Source organism: bacterium (assembly GCA_020440705.1).
GTDB lineage: Bacteria > Krumholzibacteriota > Krumholzibacteriia > LZORAL124-64-63 > LZORAL124-64-63 > JAGRNP01.
The window spans coordinates 1-15,825 of sequence record JAGRNP010000035.1; the positions used below are offsets into that span (position 1 = coordinate 1).

General features: G+C 69.8%; 16 protein-coding genes. All 16 read right to left on the bottom strand.

The genetic code is table 11. The features are described from left to right. Positions 1 to 133: 133 nt before the first annotated feature. Complete coding sequence (locus KDM41_07385; GenBank protein MCB1183239.1) at positions 134 to 658, bottom strand: hypothetical protein; 525 nt, start codon at positions 656 to 658, stop codon at positions 134 to 136. A 223-nt stretch (positions 659 to 881) separates the two neighbouring features. After that, positions 882 to 1,337, bottom strand: coding sequence for a flagellar export protein FliJ (gene fliJ / locus KDM41_07390; GenBank protein ID MCB1183240.1), 456 nt, complete (start codon positions 1,335 to 1,337; stop codon positions 882 to 884). A 1-nt stretch (position 1,338) separates the two neighbouring features. Continuing rightward, the gene (locus KDM41_07395; GenBank protein MCB1183241.1) at positions 1,339 to 2,655 is read right to left on the bottom strand and encodes a FliI/YscN family ATPase; all 1,317 of its coding nucleotides are present in this window, start codon (positions 2,653 to 2,655) and stop codon (positions 1,339 to 1,341) included. Continuing rightward, positions 2,636 to 3,442 (bottom strand): hypothetical protein, encoded by an 807-nt coding sequence (locus KDM41_07400; protein ID MCB1183242.1) that lies wholly within the window; start codon positions 3,440 to 3,442, stop codon positions 2,636 to 2,638. The genes KDM41_07395 and KDM41_07400 overlap by 20 nt, the downstream gene beginning before the upstream one ends. Continuing rightward, positions 3,423 to 4,424, bottom strand: a complete 1,002-nt coding sequence (gene fliG, locus KDM41_07405; GenBank protein MCB1183243.1) for a flagellar motor switch protein FliG — start codon at positions 4,422 to 4,424, stop codon at positions 3,423 to 3,425. The genes KDM41_07400 and fliG overlap by 20 nt, the downstream gene beginning before the upstream one ends. A gap of 1 nt (position 4,425) precedes the next feature. Next, the gene (gene fliF / locus KDM41_07410; GenBank protein ID MCB1183244.1) at positions 4,426 to 5,946 is read right to left on the bottom strand and encodes a flagellar M-ring protein FliF; all 1,521 of its coding nucleotides are present in this window, start codon (positions 5,944 to 5,946) and stop codon (positions 4,426 to 4,428) included. 62 nt (positions 5,947 to 6,008) lie between these two features. Beyond that, positions 6,009 to 6,311 (bottom strand): flagellar hook-basal body complex protein FliE, encoded by a 303-nt coding sequence (gene fliE, locus KDM41_07415; GenBank protein ID MCB1183245.1) that lies wholly within the window; start codon positions 6,309 to 6,311, stop codon positions 6,009 to 6,011. Between the two features lie 68 nt (positions 6,312 to 6,379). Then, entirely contained in the window at positions 6,380 to 6,877 is a 498-nt protein-coding gene (gene flgC, locus KDM41_07420; protein MCB1183246.1) for a flagellar basal body rod protein FlgC, read from the bottom strand. Between the two features lie 19 nt (positions 6,878 to 6,896). Further along, positions 6,897 to 7,304, bottom strand: coding sequence for a flagellar basal body rod protein FlgB (gene flgB / locus KDM41_07425; GenBank protein MCB1183247.1), 408 nt, complete (start codon positions 7,302 to 7,304; stop codon positions 6,897 to 6,899). 4 nt (positions 7,305 to 7,308) lie between these two features. Continuing rightward, positions 7,309 to 8,679 (bottom strand): sigma-54-dependent Fis family transcriptional regulator, encoded by a 1,371-nt coding sequence (locus KDM41_07430; GenBank protein ID MCB1183248.1) that lies wholly within the window; start codon positions 8,677 to 8,679, stop codon positions 7,309 to 7,311. 65 nt (positions 8,680 to 8,744) lie between these two features. Then, positions 8,745 to 9,458, bottom strand: coding sequence for a HAMP domain-containing histidine kinase (locus KDM41_07435; protein ID MCB1183249.1), 714 nt, complete (start codon positions 9,456 to 9,458; stop codon positions 8,745 to 8,747). Continuing rightward, positions 9,458 to 9,868: a hypothetical protein gene (locus KDM41_07440; protein MCB1183250.1), complete on the bottom strand. Its 411-nt coding sequence runs from the start codon at positions 9,866 to 9,868 to the stop codon at positions 9,458 to 9,460. Before KDM41_07440 ends, KDM41_07435 begins: the two co-directional genes overlap by 1 nt. After that, positions 9,840 to 10,946, bottom strand: coding sequence for a hypothetical protein (locus tag KDM41_07445; GenBank protein MCB1183251.1), 1,107 nt, complete (start codon positions 10,944 to 10,946; stop codon positions 9,840 to 9,842). Before KDM41_07445 ends, KDM41_07440 begins: the two co-directional genes overlap by 29 nt. A gap of 381 nt (positions 10,947 to 11,327) precedes the next feature. Beyond that, positions 11,328 to 12,797 carry a sigma-54-dependent Fis family transcriptional regulator gene (locus tag KDM41_07450; GenBank protein ID MCB1183252.1) on the bottom strand — a complete coding sequence of 490 codons (1,470 nt, stop codon included), beginning with the start codon at positions 12,795 to 12,797 and terminating at the stop codon, positions 11,328 to 11,330. After that, positions 12,794 to 15,115, bottom strand: a complete 2,322-nt coding sequence (locus tag KDM41_07455) for a hypothetical protein (protein MCB1183253.1) — start codon at positions 15,113 to 15,115, stop codon at positions 12,794 to 12,796. The genes KDM41_07450 and KDM41_07455 overlap by 4 nt, the downstream gene beginning before the upstream one ends. A 143-nt stretch (positions 15,116 to 15,258) precedes the next feature. Then, complete coding sequence (locus KDM41_07460) at positions 15,259 to 15,624, bottom strand: hypothetical protein (GenBank protein MCB1183254.1); 366 nt, start codon at positions 15,622 to 15,624, stop codon at positions 15,259 to 15,261. Between the last annotated feature and the right edge of the window lie 201 nt (positions 15,625 to 15,825).

Here is a 15,825-nt window from a genome sequence, read left to right on the forward strand (position 1 = left end):
GACCGGGTCTCGGCCAGCAGCGCCGGGAACCCCGACTCCGCGGCGGCGTCCTCGTGGCGGTCGCGCGGCGGGCGGGCCGGTCCGGTCGGCGGCGGCGTGGGCGCCGGAGCGGGCAGATTCAGCATCAGGTCCATCAACTGGCTCCCTTGAGGCTCATGCGGGTGCTGACCTGGGCGGCGAGGCCGGCGTCCATCTTGGCCAGGATCTTGGCGGCCTGGCGCTCCTTCATGCGGCTCATGATGTCCAGGATGATGTCCATATCCAGGGCGCTGATGATCGGCGCCGCCTGCTGGGGCTTCATGGCCTCGTACATCTTGGCGAGTTTCACGGCCGAGCGTTCGCGCTCGTCCACGTACTCCTGCTGCTTCTGCTCCAGCTTCTTGATCACCGCCAGGAGACTCTCGCGCCCCTGCTCGAGGACCTGCTCCTGCGCGGCGACGGCCTGGCCGAGGGCGAGGAGCTCCTCCTTGTCGCGCTGGATCCGGTCCCGCTCGACGGCCATGTCGTGGAACACCCGCTCGGCCGCCGCGTAGTCGTCGGCCGTCAGCTCGGGATTCGCCCCGCCCTGCGCGGCCTTGTTCAGGTGGCTGCTGATCACGACGACGCCCCCGAAGATGAGGACGAAGGTGATCAGCGAGATGATCAGGACGCTCTTCATGGACCAAACTCCTCGCCTCGCTCCCGGCCGGCTCCGGCCGTGGGCGGTGTGTCCGGGCTGCCGGAGCCACGTCGTTCCGTGGGCATCGCAACACCGGTGCCATCGCGCTGCGGGGGGCGGATCCGATGCACGGACACGCAACTCCCCTTCGAATCGTCATTTGCGGTCACGCAGGCCGCCGTACCGCGCTTCCGTGCCGCTTTCGCGGGGCACTTTGTGCCGCTCAGGAGGCAATCTTCGACCGGCGCTGGCGGTCGGCGCGGATCTGGCCGATCTCGTCCAGGTCGCGGTTCTCCCGGCGCCGCTCCTCGGCCTCCCAGGCCGCTTTCTGCTGGGCGCGCAGCTTCTCCAGGATCTCCTGGTCGCGCCAGGCGGCCGCCAGCTTCGCGCGCTCGGCGTCGAAGGCGAGGCGCGCCATGGCAAGCTCGCGGGCATGGTCCTCGCGGATGCCGACCAGGTGCTCGATCCACAGGGTGCGGGACATCATGCCGCGCACGCTCACGTCCGGTCCGCCGCAGGCACCCCGGGCGCGCTGGCGGGCGATGTCGTCGTCGAGGGCCGCCATGCGGGCCTCGATGGTGGCGACCACCCGTCCGGCCCGCGCCACGGCCCGGCTCTGCTCGTCGACGAGCTGGCGGCGATAGCGGGCGACCTTCTCCAGCCGGAAGCGGAACGGCATCTCAGGCCACTCCCGTCAGTTCGCGCAGTCCGGCCAGCGAGTTCGTCAGTTCGGTGCTCTCGCGGACGCCCTGGGTCAGGAAGTCGCGCACGGCCCCCTCGTGGGCCAGGGCCTCGTCGAGGACCGGGTCCGAGCCGGCCACGTAGGCGCCGATGTTCACCAGGTCGCGGTTGTCCTCGAGGGCCTTCAGCCAGCGCATGAGGCGGCCGGCGGCCCGGATGTCCGCCTCCGGCACGATGTCGTTGCGCAGACGGCTGATGCTGCCCAGCACGTCGACGGCCGGGTAGTGGTGCTGGCGGGCCAGGTCGCGGCTCAGCATGACGTGACCGTCGAGGATCGAGCGCATGGCGTCGCCCACGGGGTCCTGGATGTCGTCACCCTCGATCAGGACGGTGAAGAAGGCGGTCATGGCGTTCACGTCCGACCAGCCGGCGCGTTCGCACAGGCGCGGCAGGGCGGCGAACACGCTGGGCGGATAGCCCTTCGTCGTCGGGGGTTCGCCCGCGGCGAGGCCGATCTCGCGCAGGGCCATGGCGTAGCGGGTGGCCGAGTCCATCATGAAGAGCACGTCGTGGTCGGTGTCGCGGAAGTGCTCGGCGATGGTCATGGCCGTCTCGGCGCCCTTGGCGCGCATGACGGCACTCTCGTCGCTGGTGACGACCACCACGACGCTGCGGGCCAGGCCCTCGGGTCCGAGGTCCCGTTCGATGAACTCGCGCACCTCGCGGCCGCGCTCGCCGATGAGCGCCAGCACGTTCACCTGCACCTGGGCCTGTCGGGCCATCATCCCCAGCAGGACCGACTTGCCGACGCCGCTGCCGGCGAAGATCCCCAGCCGTTGGCCGCGGGCCGTCGTGATCATGCTGTCGATGGAGCGGATGCCCGTGGACAGGGGAGCGTCGGTGCGCCGCCGCAGCAGGGCCGAGGGCGGCGTGCCGCCGAGACGCCGGCGGGGCAGGTCGATCAGCGGCGGTCCGCCGTCGAGGGGGCGTCCGAGGCCGTCGACCACCCGGCCGAGCATCCCCTCGCCCACCGGGGCGGTCAGGCGGGTCGCCTGCACCGTGACGCGGCAGCCCGGTGCCACGCCGGCCGCGGCCTGGTACGGCATCACCAGCAGGATCCCGTCGCGGAACCCCACCACCTCGCTCAGGACGGGCGGTTCGTGACGACCGATCTCGATGCGGCAGAGGGAGCCCACCGGGGCGCTGAGGCCGCTGACTTCCACGATCATGCCGACCAGGTTGCTCACGCGTCCGACGGCCCGGACCGGGTCGGCGGTGCGGATGCGGTCACCGAACTCAGTCCAGGCCGGGCTCATGGCCGTCCTCCGGGGCGGATCCGTCGGCGGGGGCGTCGGGTGCCGCTCCGACGGCATCGAGCCCCGGCAGGTCCACCGGGCGCGACGCCGCCGTGGCGACGATCTCCTCGACGATCTCACCGAGGTTCTCGAGCTGGCTGCGCACCGTCGCGTCCCACTCCTGGCCGGCGCAGCGGATCACGCAGCCCCCCGCCTCGATGCGGCGGTCGGCCACGATCTCGCCGATGTTCAGGCGCTCGCGCAGCGCGGTCTGGCCCTCGAGCCACAGGGCCTCGCCGGGATGGGCCTCGATGGTCAGGGGCCGGGAGCCGGCGACCTTGAAGAGGGTGGTCTCGATGACCCGCACCAGGGCCTGGGGATCGTCGACGAGGGCCCGGCGCGCGATCTTGGCGGCGATCTCCACGGCGAGCCGGGCACTCGCCGCCGCGGCTTCGCGCAGCTCGGCGGCCACCGCCGCGGCCAGGCGCTCGGACCAGCCCGCGGCGATCCCGGCCATCTCCGCCTTGGCGGCGGCCAGGTTCGTCTCGAACTCGGCCGTGAGTGCGGCTTCCCGTTCCCTGTAGTCGGCCTCGAGGTCCATCTCGACCAGCTCGTAGACCTGCGCCCGTTCGTCGCGGGTGAGCGACGCCATCAGGCTCTTGGTGTCGGTGAAGCCGGACTCGCGGCGGAACAGCCGGGCCCCCTCGTCGCGCTGGGCGTCGTCGAGGGCGGCGAAGCGCTCCTGGGCGCCCGGCGGCGCCGTCGCGACCGGGCGGGCGTCGAAGGGCTCAGGAGACCATTTCTGCATCCTTGCCGCCCTTTCCGATGGTGATGGTGCCGGCCTCCTCGAGGCTGCGGATCACCTCGACGATGCGCTGCTGCGCCTCCTCGACCTCGGCCAGGCGGACGGGGCCCATGTATTCCATGTCCTCGGCGATGCCCTCGGCCGCGCGCTTGGACATGTTGCCGAAGACCTTGGTCTTGATCTCCTCGGTGGCGCCCTTCAGGGCCAGCGTGAGCTCCTTGCCGTCGATCTCCTTGAGGATCTCCTGGATGGCCGGATCGCCCAGCACCACGATGTCCTCGAAGACGAACATGAGGTTGTTGACCTCGTTGGCCACCTCGTCGTCGATCTCGCGCATCTCGTCGAGGATCTCCTGCCAGACCTCGCGGTCGATCTCGTTGAGGATCTCGGCGACCTGCTTCTTGCCGCCGTACTGGGTGTCCTTGGCGGAGATCTCGCCCTGGAGCTGCCCTGCCAGCACCGCCTCGACCGCCTTGAGGGTCTCGGCGTTGGGGGCCTCGAGGATGGCCATGCGATGGGCCACGTCACCCTGCAGTTCGGCCGGCAGCAGGGCCAGGATCGGACCGCTGTTGCGCGGGTCCATGTGGGCCAGCACCACGGCCACGGTCTGGGGGTGCTCGTTCTTGAGGTAGTTGGCGATGGTCAGGGGATCGACGTTCTTCAGGTGCTCGAAGCTCTTGATCTCGCTGTAGCTGGTGACGCGGCTCAGCAGCGACGTGGCCAGGCGCGTGCCGAAGCCCGCCTCGAGGATCTGCTTGGCCGTCTCCTCGCCGCCGAAGGCGATGCCGGAGATCTGGCTGCTGATGTTGATGAAGTCCGACAGGACCCGCTTCTTCTCCTTGTAGGTCACGTGCCCCATGGAGGCGATGCCGTGGGTGAGCTGCTCCACCATGCTCTCGGGCAGCTTGGCCATGACCTTGCCGGCCACGTCGGGGCCGAGGGCCATCAGGAACACCGCCGCCTTGCGGACCGAATCGTCCTTCATCTCAGTCTCCCACCGCTTCCCGGACGTTGCCGCTCAGGTCGATTTCCCGGATCCAGCTCTGGATGACCTCGGCAACCCGCTCGGGGTTCTCGGACGCGTACTCCTTGATGTCGCCGATGATGCGGTCGTCCATCTCGGGAATGCCCTCGAAGTGTTCGGGTTCGTCATGGGCCGCGGCCACGGCCGCCGCCGCCGGCGACGTTCCGCCCGCGGTGAACGAGCCGAGCAGCCCGCCGAGGTTCTTGCGCAGTGTCAGCACGATCACGCCGAAGGCGATCAGAAGGACGAGCTTGCCGCCGTACTGCCCGACCAGGCCCATCCAGTCGGGGGCCGCACCGCCGCCGGGCAGCTCCTGCTGCTGGAACTGCATGTTGACGACCTCGATCTGGTCGCCGCGCACGGCATTCAGGCCCACGGCCGTCTGCACCACGCGGCGCAGCTGGCCCAGTTCGTCCTCGGACAGGGGCTGGTACGCCACGGCCCCGTCCTCGCCGGTCTCGTAGTGGCCGTCGACGAAGACGGCCACCGAGATGTTCTTGATGCCGCCCGTGTGCCCGACGATGCGCTCGACCGTGCGGTTGATCTCGTAGTTGGTGGTGCTCTCCTCGTTCGTCCCGCCGGTCTGGGGGTCGTTCGACTCGTTGCGCACCTCGGACCGCACCACCGTGGCGGCGGGATCGTAGATCTCGCGCTCGCGGTCGATCTTCTCGAAGTTCAGGGTCGCGTCGACCCGCACGATGGACCGGCCGGGCCCGAGCACCCCGTCGAGCATGGTGGCGGCCTTGCCGGCGAGGTGGTCCTCGACCTCCTTGCGCAGGGCCAGCTGGCTCTCCGAGCGGCCCACCTCGTCGTCGGCGGCGGCGCTCGAGAGGATCTTGCCGTTCTGGTCGAGGACGGTGACGTTCTCGGCGTCGAGGTTCTCGACGCTGCCCGAGACCAGGCTCTGGATGCCGGCGATCTGGTTGTCGCCCAGGCGGGCGCCCCGCCCCATGTTCACCACGACGCTCGCGGTGGCGGGCGAGGCCAGCTTCTTGAAGATCGAGGGCTTCGGCAGCACCAGGTGCACGCGGGCCGACTGGATGCCCTGCAGCCCCTCGATGGTGTTGGTCAGTTCGCCCTCGAGGGCGCGCTTGAAGTTGACGTTCTGGAGGAACTCGGTCAGGCCGTACTGCTTGCCGTCGAAGATCTCGAAGCCCACGGTGCCGCTGGAAGGCACGCCCTTGGCGGCCAGGTCGACGCGCAGCCGGTGCACCTCGGTCTCGGGCACGAGGATGGTCGTGCCGCCGTTGGCGAGCTCGGCCTTCACGTCCTGCTTGGCCAGCTCCTCGAGGGCGACGGAGGCGTCCTCGGGGGTCAGGTTGGTGAAGAGCACCGCCTGGGAGTCCTTCTGCAGCCACAACCCGAAGACCGCCATGCTGATGACGCTCGCGGTGGCCACGGCGCCCAGCAGCACCTTCTGGTTGAAAGAAAGCCTGCCAAACCTGCTCTTAAAGCTGTCAATCTGTTCCTTGAATCCGTCCACCTGTCGACCTCAGATCCTTCGTTTGTCGTCGTCCATTCGCCCTCGGATGCCCAGGATCGGCCCTAGACGGGCATGCGCATGATTTCCTGGTAGGATTCCAGCAGCTTGTTCCTCACCTCCATCAGCAACTCGAAGGCCAGCTGCGACTCCCGGGCCGCGATCATCACGTCGTGGACCTCGGTCGTCCGCCCGCTGACCATGCCGTCGACCATCTCGTCACGCCGGGTCTGCAGGGCATCCACCTCGAGCATCGCGTCCTGGAGCTGCCTGGCGAAGCCGCCCTGGGCCGGGCCGGTGCTGCTGCCCACGCCGTAGGCCGAGCGCGGATCGACGCTGCCGAGGGCCTTGATGGTTCCGATCGCCATTTTTGGTCGCCTTTCCGGTCGCGGCGGGCCGGCCCGCCGCAGGTTCCGTCCTGTTTCCCCGTCGCGTCCTAGATCTTCAGGGCGTCGCTGAACATGTCCTTGGCCGTCTGCACGGCGCTCACGTTGGCTTCATAGGCCCGGCTGGCGGTGATCATGTCCACCATCTCGGTGATGGGATTCACGTTGGGCATGAGCACGTAGCCGCCCTCGTCGGCGTCGGGGTGGCCGGGGTCGTACACGACCCGGAACTCGGACGCATCCGGCGCCACGTCGACCGCGCTCTCGACGCCGCCCCCCGGCTCCACGGCCGATCCGATCGTCTCGGTCATGTGGGCCGGGTGGGTGCGGCTGAGCCGGCTGTCGTTGCCCAGGACGGTCTGCCGGTCGCGCACCTTCTCCCCGAGCACCTGCTCGAAGATGGCCCGCTGCCGCCGGTAGGGCGTGCCCTCGGCCGTCCGCGTCGTCTCGGCGTTGGCCAGGTTGCGGGAGACCACGTCCATCTTGGTCCGCTGTCCCCGCATGCCCGACGCGCTGACGCGAATCGAGCTGAAGAGTCCGTTGCCCATGTTCCGCTCCTTTCAGGCGCTACATGCGGCCCTTGATGGCGCCGCGCAGCATGGCGTAGCGCTGGCTGAGCAGCCGGGTCGCCATGCGGTAGCTGAGATCGTTCGTGGCCAGGGCCGTCATCTCGGTGTCGATGTCCACGTCGTTGACCCCGTTGTCGAACCCGCTCCGGGCATCCTCGACCTGGTCGCGGGTCGCCCCGATGTCCTGCCGACCGATGGGGATGTGGTTGCGGTGGGTGGTCGTGCCCCGCAGGCGCATCTGCTCGCTGTCGAGCATCTCCTCGAACTTGAGGCGCTGCGAGCGGTAGCCCGCCGTCTCGACGTTGGCGATGTTCTGGCTCGTCACCTCGTGCCGCCGCGCGTAGACGTCGACGGCCTTCTTGAGGGTGCTCAGATGAGCCTTGTTGAAGATGCCGGTGCTGATCATGGTCCTAACCCGGGATCTCGAGACCCATGTCGGTGTAGAGGTTCAGCTTGTTGCGCAGGGTGCGCACGCTGATGCCCAGCTCCTGGGCCGCCTGCGTGCGGTTGCCGCGCGTGTTCTCCAGCTTGCGCATGATGAGCTCGCGCTCCATGTCCTTGAGCGTCATGTCGTGGGACAGGCTCGCGGTGCGCTCCGTGGCGTCCATCTCCTCGCTCAGGCCCAGGATCTCCTCGTCGAGGGTCTCGGCGCCCGACAGGATCACCGCCCGCTCGATCACGTTCTGCAGCTGGCGCACGTTGCCGGGCCAGTCCAGGCGCATCAGGCAGCGCATGGCCGCCTCGGAGATCTCGAGCAGGGGCTTGTTGTTCTCGGCGCAGAAGTTCTGGCAGAAGTAGCTGGCGAGCAGCGGGATGTCGTCCTTGCGCAGGCGCAGCGGCACGATGCGCAGGGGGATCACGTTCAGGCGGAAATAGAGGTCCTCGCGGAAGTTGCGGGCCTTGATCTCCTCCTTCAGGTTCCGGTTCGTGGTCGCGATGATGCGCACGTCGGCCTTGGTGGCGTACTTGGCGCCCAGCCGCATGAACTCCCGCTCCTGCAGCACCCGCAGCAGCTTCGCCTGCATGGCGAAGGGCATCTCCGAGATCTCGTCGAGCAGCAGCGTGCCGCCGTCCGCCAGTTCGAACTTGCCCTGGCGCGCGCCCACGGCGCCGGTGAAGGCTCCCCGCTCGTAGCCGAAGAGCTCGGACTCGAGCAGGGCCTCGGGAATCGCCGCGCAGTTGATGCGGATGAACGGCCCGTCGCGGCGGCTGCCCGCCTCGTGGATCGCCCGGGCCACGACCTCCTTGCCGGTGCCGCTCTCGCCCTGGAGCAGGACGGTGCCCTTGCTGTCGGCGATCATCTCGATCTTCTCGCGGAGCTGCACCATGGCCGGATTGTTGCCCAGCAGGCCGCGCTGCTCCGAGCGCACGGCGATGTTGGTCCGCAGACTGGTGACCTCGGTCTTGAGCTTGGCCAGCTCGAAGGCGCGGGTGATGGCCAGGTCGAGCTGGTCCATGCCGAAGGGCTTGGTGAGGAAGTCCTGCGCCCCCTGCCGCACCGCCTCGAGGGCCAGTTCGATGGAGCCGAAGGCGGTCATCATGATGACGAGGGGCTGACCGGCGATCCCGCCGCGGATGTCCTGCAGGAGCTCGAGTCCGCCCCGACCGGGCATCTGCATGTCCGACAGGACGAGGTCGACGCCCCCCTGCCGCAGCACGGCCAGGGCCTCGGTCACGTTGCCGGCGCTCCGGACGTGGTACCGCCCCTTGAGCGAGGTGGTCAGGAAGTCCCGCATCGTCTGCTCGTCGTCGACCACCAGGATTGTGCGCTTGCTCGTCATCGCTCGCCTTTCTTCAGGTCTTCCGTGAACCCGGCCCGGAGGCCGGTCTCCGTTCGTCGCCTCGTTCAGGATCCGCTCGTCAGGGCCGTCGCCACCTCGACGGTGACCGTCGTGCCTTCGCCGGGCGTGCTGCGCAGGGCCCACGCCAGGCCGTACATGTCCAGAAGGGTCTCCACCCGGGTCAGGCCCACGCCCACGTGGTCGTCCTTGGTCGTCACGAAGGGGCCGGTCGCCTGGGCCAGCAGCTCCGGACCGATGCCCGGACCGTCGTCCCGCAGGGTCAGGGCCAGCCGTCCGGTGGGCTGCACCGCCGCCGTCACCTCGACCCGGACCCGGTGCGGGGTGCCGTCGGCGCCCTCGTGGGCGTTGCACAGCAGCTCGGTCAGCACGAGACACAGGTCGGCCCGCGGCAGGAGCAGGTCGCCGTGGGGCACCCGCCCGCTCAGCACCTGCAGGCCGGGGCACTTCCGCTCGCAGACGTCGAAGACGTCGCCGAGGAGGCGCGGCAGGTCGACGCCCACGTCCGGGTTGCCCCGGGGGGTCGTCAGGTCGCCGACCGAGCGGAAGATCTGCTCCATCTTCTCCACCTCGGAGATGATCTTGCGGGCCCACACCACCGCCGGGTCGTCGTCGACGGCCGGCGCCGCGATGAGGCTCGCGTAGCCCTTGATCCCGCACAGGCTGTTGCTCGTCTTGTGCAGGTAGCCCCGCAGCAGACGGCGGTCGCGGCTCGGGCGGCCGCTGCGCGGGAGGGTCGGTTCGGGGCAGGTCCGGGTCATCAGATCGCGCTCGCCTGTTCGATGAGTTCCATGTCGTTCTGCTCCTCGCAGGCGAGGATCTCCTCGATGAGCCCCGAGACGCCGTCCAGGGCCTGCTGCAGGCGCAGGCGGCCCGACCGCGAGAAGCCGTGGCGCCGCCGCTCCCATTCCTGCTTGTTGCGCTGCTCCATGCGCTCGAGGCGGCTGATCGTCTCCAGGCACTTCTTCTTCTGCTCGAGCACCCGCCGCACGTCGCCCAGGCTGCTGCCCGCGCGCACGAGGCGGCCCTGCTCCCGCGAAAGCTCCAGGACGCGGCCGTAGATCTCGGTCTCCTCGCGGTAGAGGTCGAGGAGCCGCTGCAGCAGTTCGCCCTCCGGCCGCACGGCGGCCGGGGCGCCCGGCTCAGGGACGGTAAAACTGTGCGACGCCATAGGGCTCGCCCTCCCCTTTGATGCGTTCCATTTCGCGGGCGATCTCCACCATGGCACAGGCCTGGTCCTGCCAGGCGCCGAAGCGCGTGCCCTCGCAGACTTCCTCGAAGCCCGCGCCGGCGCTCAGGTAGCGGTGCTCGATGAAGTCCAGACCGGCGAGCTGGTTCTTGCCCCACATGCGCAGGCGGCCCACCGCGCAGTCGGCCAGGGCGCGGTAGAGGCCGCGGGCCGTGTCGCTGTCGCCGAGCAGGAAGTAGTCGTCGGCCAGCGCGCTGAGCACCCAGCCGCGCTGGTGCTCGCTGAGACCGTGGCTGAGGCCACCGTCGCGCACGAGCACCCGCAGTTCGGCCAGCGAGGCGCTCGGCCGGCCCAGCCAGCCGAGGGCGTACGCGTGCCAGAAACGCAGGCGCGGCGTCACCACCTCGCGGTGCGCCTCGATCTTGTCCACCAGATGCTCGACCGAGTCGGTGTCGCGGGCCGTCAGCAGCCAGCGGTAGGCCAGGACGAGCTCGTCCTGGCGCCCGGTCAGGTCGTCGGTGCCGAGGGTGTTGGTCATCAGGGCGGCCATGGCCAGCGAGTCGTTGGCCGAGGCCGCGCAGGCCAGACCCTCGCGGGCGATCTCGTGACGGAAGCTGCCCGTCGAGTCGATCTCGGCCGCGACGCGGTACCAGACCAGGGCGCTGTCGTACTCGCTCAGGTTCACGTAGTTGCGGGCGTTGGCGAGGGCCATCAGGGTCGAGCTCAGATTGCCGCCGACCCGACCTGCCCCGCCGCGGGCATTCACCTCGGCCTCCAGTTCGGTCACGGCCTTGCTGATGCTCAGGTGCCGGTAGGGGCGCGGATCCGAGAGGTCCCAGGCCGGCGTGTCGAAGGGGTACAGGGGAGCCGCCTCCGGCAGTTCCGCCTCTTCGCGCGCGGCCACCGCGGTTTCCAGGGAGTGCAGCCACTGCAGGAAGCCGTCGCGCTCGGCCCCGCTCAGGGGTTCCGGCTGGGCGACCGCGGCCGCCGAGGCTCCGAGGGCCGCCAGCAGCACGAATGCCGCCAGGATGAGTTGAAGTTTGCTCGCGGTTTTTGACATGTTCCTTTGCGTCCCGCCGCTGAGGGTTGAATCCGGTCGAGACGCGGACCGCAAGGCCCGTGCCTCCGTTCAGGTTGCGGCCGGACCGGCGGCAAGATCTTCTCCTCCGGTTTTCGCGGGGGGCAAGAATGGGCCTGCGGGGGCGATTGAGGCCGGTTCGCGGCGGCGGGGCCCCGGCGGGGAACGAATCGCGGGAAAGGCGCCGATCCTCTCGAAACGGCCCGTGGGAGGCCGCGGCGAGCCCGCGGTGGCCAGATCGTGGTCAGCGGTGGGGAAGAAAAACTGGCGGCAAGATCTGCAGGCACCGCCGGGCCGGTCGCAAGAACGGGAGCGGCGCCCGGCCGCTCCCGTCCCCTCTCGTCACCGCGTCGGCGGCCGTACTCAGCCTTCGGCCTCGGCCGCCTTCGGGTCGTCGCCGTCGGCGTCGGCCGCCTCGTCGTACAGACGCAGCTTCTCGCGCAGGGTCTGGCGGCTGATGCCCAGCAGGCGGGCGGCCTTGCTCTTGTTGTTCTCGGTCATCTCGAGCGTGTACAGGATCTGCAGCCGCTCGACCTCCGACAGGGGCATCAGGCCCGTGGCCGTGCCGAAGGCCTGCTGGCGCGAGCCCGACCGCGGGTTGTGCCCCGCCAGGATGTGCGCCGGGAAGTGCGCCGGCGTGAGCTCCGCCGGTTCGTCGAGGATCATGATCCGCTTGAGCACGTTCTTCAGCTCGCGCACGTTGCCGGGCCACGGATACTTCTGCAGCATCTCCAGCAGGCCCGCGTCGATGGGCGCGGTCTGCAGACCCAGCTGGCCGTTGAACTCGCGGATGAAGGCGTTGACGAGGATCTCGAGATCCTGCGGGCGCTCGCGCAGGGGCGGCACCTCGATCTCCACCACCTGCAGGCGGTAGTAGAGGTCGTTGCGAAAGGTGCCCGACTCGATGGCTTCGCTCAGCTTGCGGTTGGTCGCCGCCACGATGCGGGCCTTCACCTCGTAGTCGTCCTTGCCGCCCACGCGCCGGAAGCGCCGGTTCTCCAGCACGCGCAGCAGACGACTCTGGAGCAGGATGCCCATTTCGCCGATCTCGTCGAGGAAGATCGAACCGCCGCCGGCCAGCTCGAAGAGTCCCTCCTTGGCGTTCTTGGCGTCGGTGAAGGCGCCCTTCACGTGCCCGAAGAGCTCGCTCTCGAGCAGGTTCTCCGGCACGGCGGCGCAGTTGATCTCCATGAAGCGGTCGCTGCTGCCCTGGCTCACCTCGTGGATGGCCCGGGCGATGATCTCCTTGCCGGCGCCCGACTCGCCCTGGATCAGGATCGAGGTGTCGTTGCCGCTGCGGCTGGCGCCGATCTTCTCGAGGATGTCGGCCACGCGCGCGAGCCCCGGACAGGACTTGATCATGCGCAGGTACTGGCCGTCCATGTCGGGCGCCGTGCGGGCGGCGGCGTGGGAGCGGACGGCGGGCTGCTCCTCCTCCGGTTCGGGTTCGGGCGCCTCGATCGCCACCGGGGCGGCGCGCAGGGCGGCGCGCACCTGCTTCTTGATGTCGCTCAGCTTGAACGGCTTCGGGATGAAGTCGTAGGCCCCGCTGCGCATGGCGCTGACGGCGGTGTCCACGTCGCCGTAGGCCGTCATCATGATCACCGGCGTGCTGTTGCCCTGGTTGCGCAGGGCCTGGAGGATCTCCAGCCCGCTGACGCCGGGCAGGCGCAGGTCGGTCACCACCAGGTCGTACACCTCGCGGTGGGTGCGGGCGAGGGCCTCCTCGCCCGATTCGGCGATCTCGGCGTCGTACCCCTCGGCCTGCAGCGACTCGCGCAGCGACTCGCGGATGGTGGCTTCATCGTCGACGATCAGGATCCTGGCGCTCATTCGGATTCCTCCTCCAGGGTGCGGCCGGCGCCGGCGTCCGCACCGGCGGCGCGCACGGCGCTCCGGTCGGCGACGCGGTCGGCGGCGGGCAGCAGCACCCGGAACACGGTTAGGTCGGCGACGCGATCGGCCATGATGTCTCCGCCATGGGCGACCACGATCTTGTGGCAGATGGAAAGGCCCAGGCCGGTGCCCGAGCTCTTGGTGGTGAAGAACGGTCGGAAGAGCTTGGCGGCATCGGACGCGGCGAAGCCCGGTCCGTCGTCGCGCACCTCGATGACGAGGCCCGGCAGGGCCTGCCGTTCGCCCGTGCGGGTGTCGGCCAGGCCGAGATTCGCGCTGGCACGGATGTCGAGTTCCACGCGGCCACCCGGCGGCGCGGCGTCGACCGCGTTGATCAGCAGGTTCAGCAGCACCTGCTTGATCTGGTTGCCGTCCACGGCGAGGATCAGGTCGGCCACGGTCTGGCCCGGGGCCAGGCCCGCCCACGCCAGGCGCACGTCCTTCTCCGCGGCCCGCGGCGCGGCGAGGTCGAGGACGTCGCGCGCCAGGGGCTGGAAGGCGGTCTCGGTCAGGCGCGGCTGGTAGGGCCGCACGAAGTTCAGCATGCGGGTGATGGTCTCGTTGATGCGCTCGACCTCGCCCGTGATGACCTCGATGTACCGCGACTTGGGATCGTCGGGCCCGAGGTGCTCGGCCAGGAGTTCGGCCTGGGCGCTGAGCCCCATGAGCGGGTTGCGGATCTCGTGGGCCAGGGTCGCGGACATCTCCACCAGGCCCTCGAGCCGATCCGACCGCAGCCGCTCCGCCTCGAGCTGGCGCGAGTCGCGCAGATCCTCGGCCACGACCACCAGCCAGGTCTCGTCGCGGACCCGTCCCGGCATGAGCGACGACTGCAGCAGCACCGGGATCCCGCTGCCGTCCCCGCGCAGGATCTCCCCCTCGCCCCGGAAGGTGCCGCCCCGGGCGTCGCGCAGCACCGGCAGCACCAGGCCCCCGTGGCCATCCAGGCGCAGCCGGGCGTCGGCCAGCAGCTCCGGGCCCGACGGCACCGTTTGGCCCTCCGGCGCACCGCCCCGGCCGCGGCCGACGCGGAAGAGGAAATCCTCCGGCGCCATGTCGGGCGCGCCCCGCCCGGTCAGCATCTCCTGGCCCGAGCGGTTGCAGTACACCGTCCGCCCCGCCTCGTCGAGCACCCAGATCGACGAGCGCACCGTCTCGAGCACGCGCGCGTTGAAGGCGCCGATGTCCCGGATGCGGTCGAGCATCTGGGCTCCGGCCACCTCTTCGGACAGCACCACCTGCACGGCCTGCAGGAAAGGCAGATACCGCGCCGCCACCGCATCGCGGGCGTCGGGACTGACGAAGAGCAGCAGCAGGAAACCGAGCCGGATCTCCTGGTGCTCCAGCGGCAGGGCGATGATGCGCCGCCCCTGCTCCCCGGCGCCGCTGCCGGGCGGGCTCACGCGGAACACGCCGGGGGCCATGATGCTCTCGGCCACCGCCGCGTCGACCTCGTCCTGCAGGTTCACGAGCACCTTGTCCCAGGCGGTCTCCTCCCACTGCCAGGTCTGGCGCGGACTGTAGCCGCCGCCCGGAGCCGAACGGAGGATCAGGGCCGCTCCGCCGGCGCCCACGAATTCGGTCAGGTTCTGCAGGATCTCGCGCAGGACCTCGTCCCAGTTGCCGGCGTTGCTCAGCTCGCGCCCGAAACGGTACAGCAGGCTGAGCTCGGCCATGGCGTCGGTGAGCTGGCGGTTGGCCGCCTCGAGACTCTCGCGCGCACCCATGAGATCGCCCACGGCTCCCGCGTCGCCGCCGCCGAGCTGATCGCGCAGATGGCGCAGCAGCTGGCGCGTCTGGCCGCTGGTCTCGAGGATCAGATGGGTGTGATGGCGGAACTCGAGCCGGCGTTCGGCCCGCAGGAGCATGTTCACCCAGGCGGGCTGGTCCAGGGGCACCGAGAGCGCGTCGAAAAGGCCGACCCGGAAGAAGCGCACGAGCAGGCGCCCGTCGAGATTGCCGTGGATCAGGACCGGCAGCAGCGGCCGGCGCAGTTCGGCGAGGGCTTCGAGCCAGGACACGAGGGCGTCACCGCCGTCCTGTCCGGCGAAGGCATCCTGGTGGAGGAAAACGAGGGAGCCGGCGACGGAACCGGAAGCGTCGGCCGAGATCTCGGCCAGGGCCGCGCCCGGATCGGCACAGACGCGGCCGTCCCGTTGGCGGGCCAGCTCGGCGGTGTGCTCATCCCAGGGCCCGATCAGCCAGGATCCCCCCGGCAAGGGCCCCGGCAGCCGGAAGATCCGGTTGTCCAGCATCGTGTGTTGCCATCCCGTGTGAGGGCTTGTCGCGCTCCATCGCGGTGACAACTGTAAAGATATTTACCAGTGAAATCAACGAGAAAAAGCGGGATTTCCCGACGAAATCCCCGCTCCGGGCCGTCGAGCGACCGCCCGGCGCCCTAGAGCAGGTTCGTGCCGCCGAACAGCCCCGCGAGGCCCTCGGCCACGCGTTCACGCACCTCGTCGGTGCGGTAGTAGCCGTTGTGGAGCCTCTCCCGCGCCAGGGCGACCTTGTCGGCCCGGATCTCCTCCAGCTGGCCCAGGGCCTCCCGCCCCGCATCGACCGCCAGCCGCAGATCCATCATGCGCAGGGCCGCCGCCGAGATCTCGGCCGTGTCGCCGCCCCGCGGGGGCGTCTCCACCGGCACGTCGGCGCCGCTCTGCTGGCGGGCGCGCTTCTGGCCGTCCACCTTCTCCTGCTGGCGGGACTGTTCCAGGAGTCCCTGCCTCAGCAGGGGCGACCCGTTGACCTTGTCCATTGCCATATTCGACCTGCCTCGATTTCCACCGTTTCCGGGGCGGGGCCATTCCCGTCCCGGATCATTACCGGAGACCCTTGCAACGATGGTGCCGAATTCTGTAGTGCCCGTTGGCACGCTCCTGCCCGCGGGCGGCAAAACCGGTCGGATTTGCCGCTGCGGGACGAATCTGCCGCCTCCGGACTCCCGGGAAACGCGCCCCGCCAG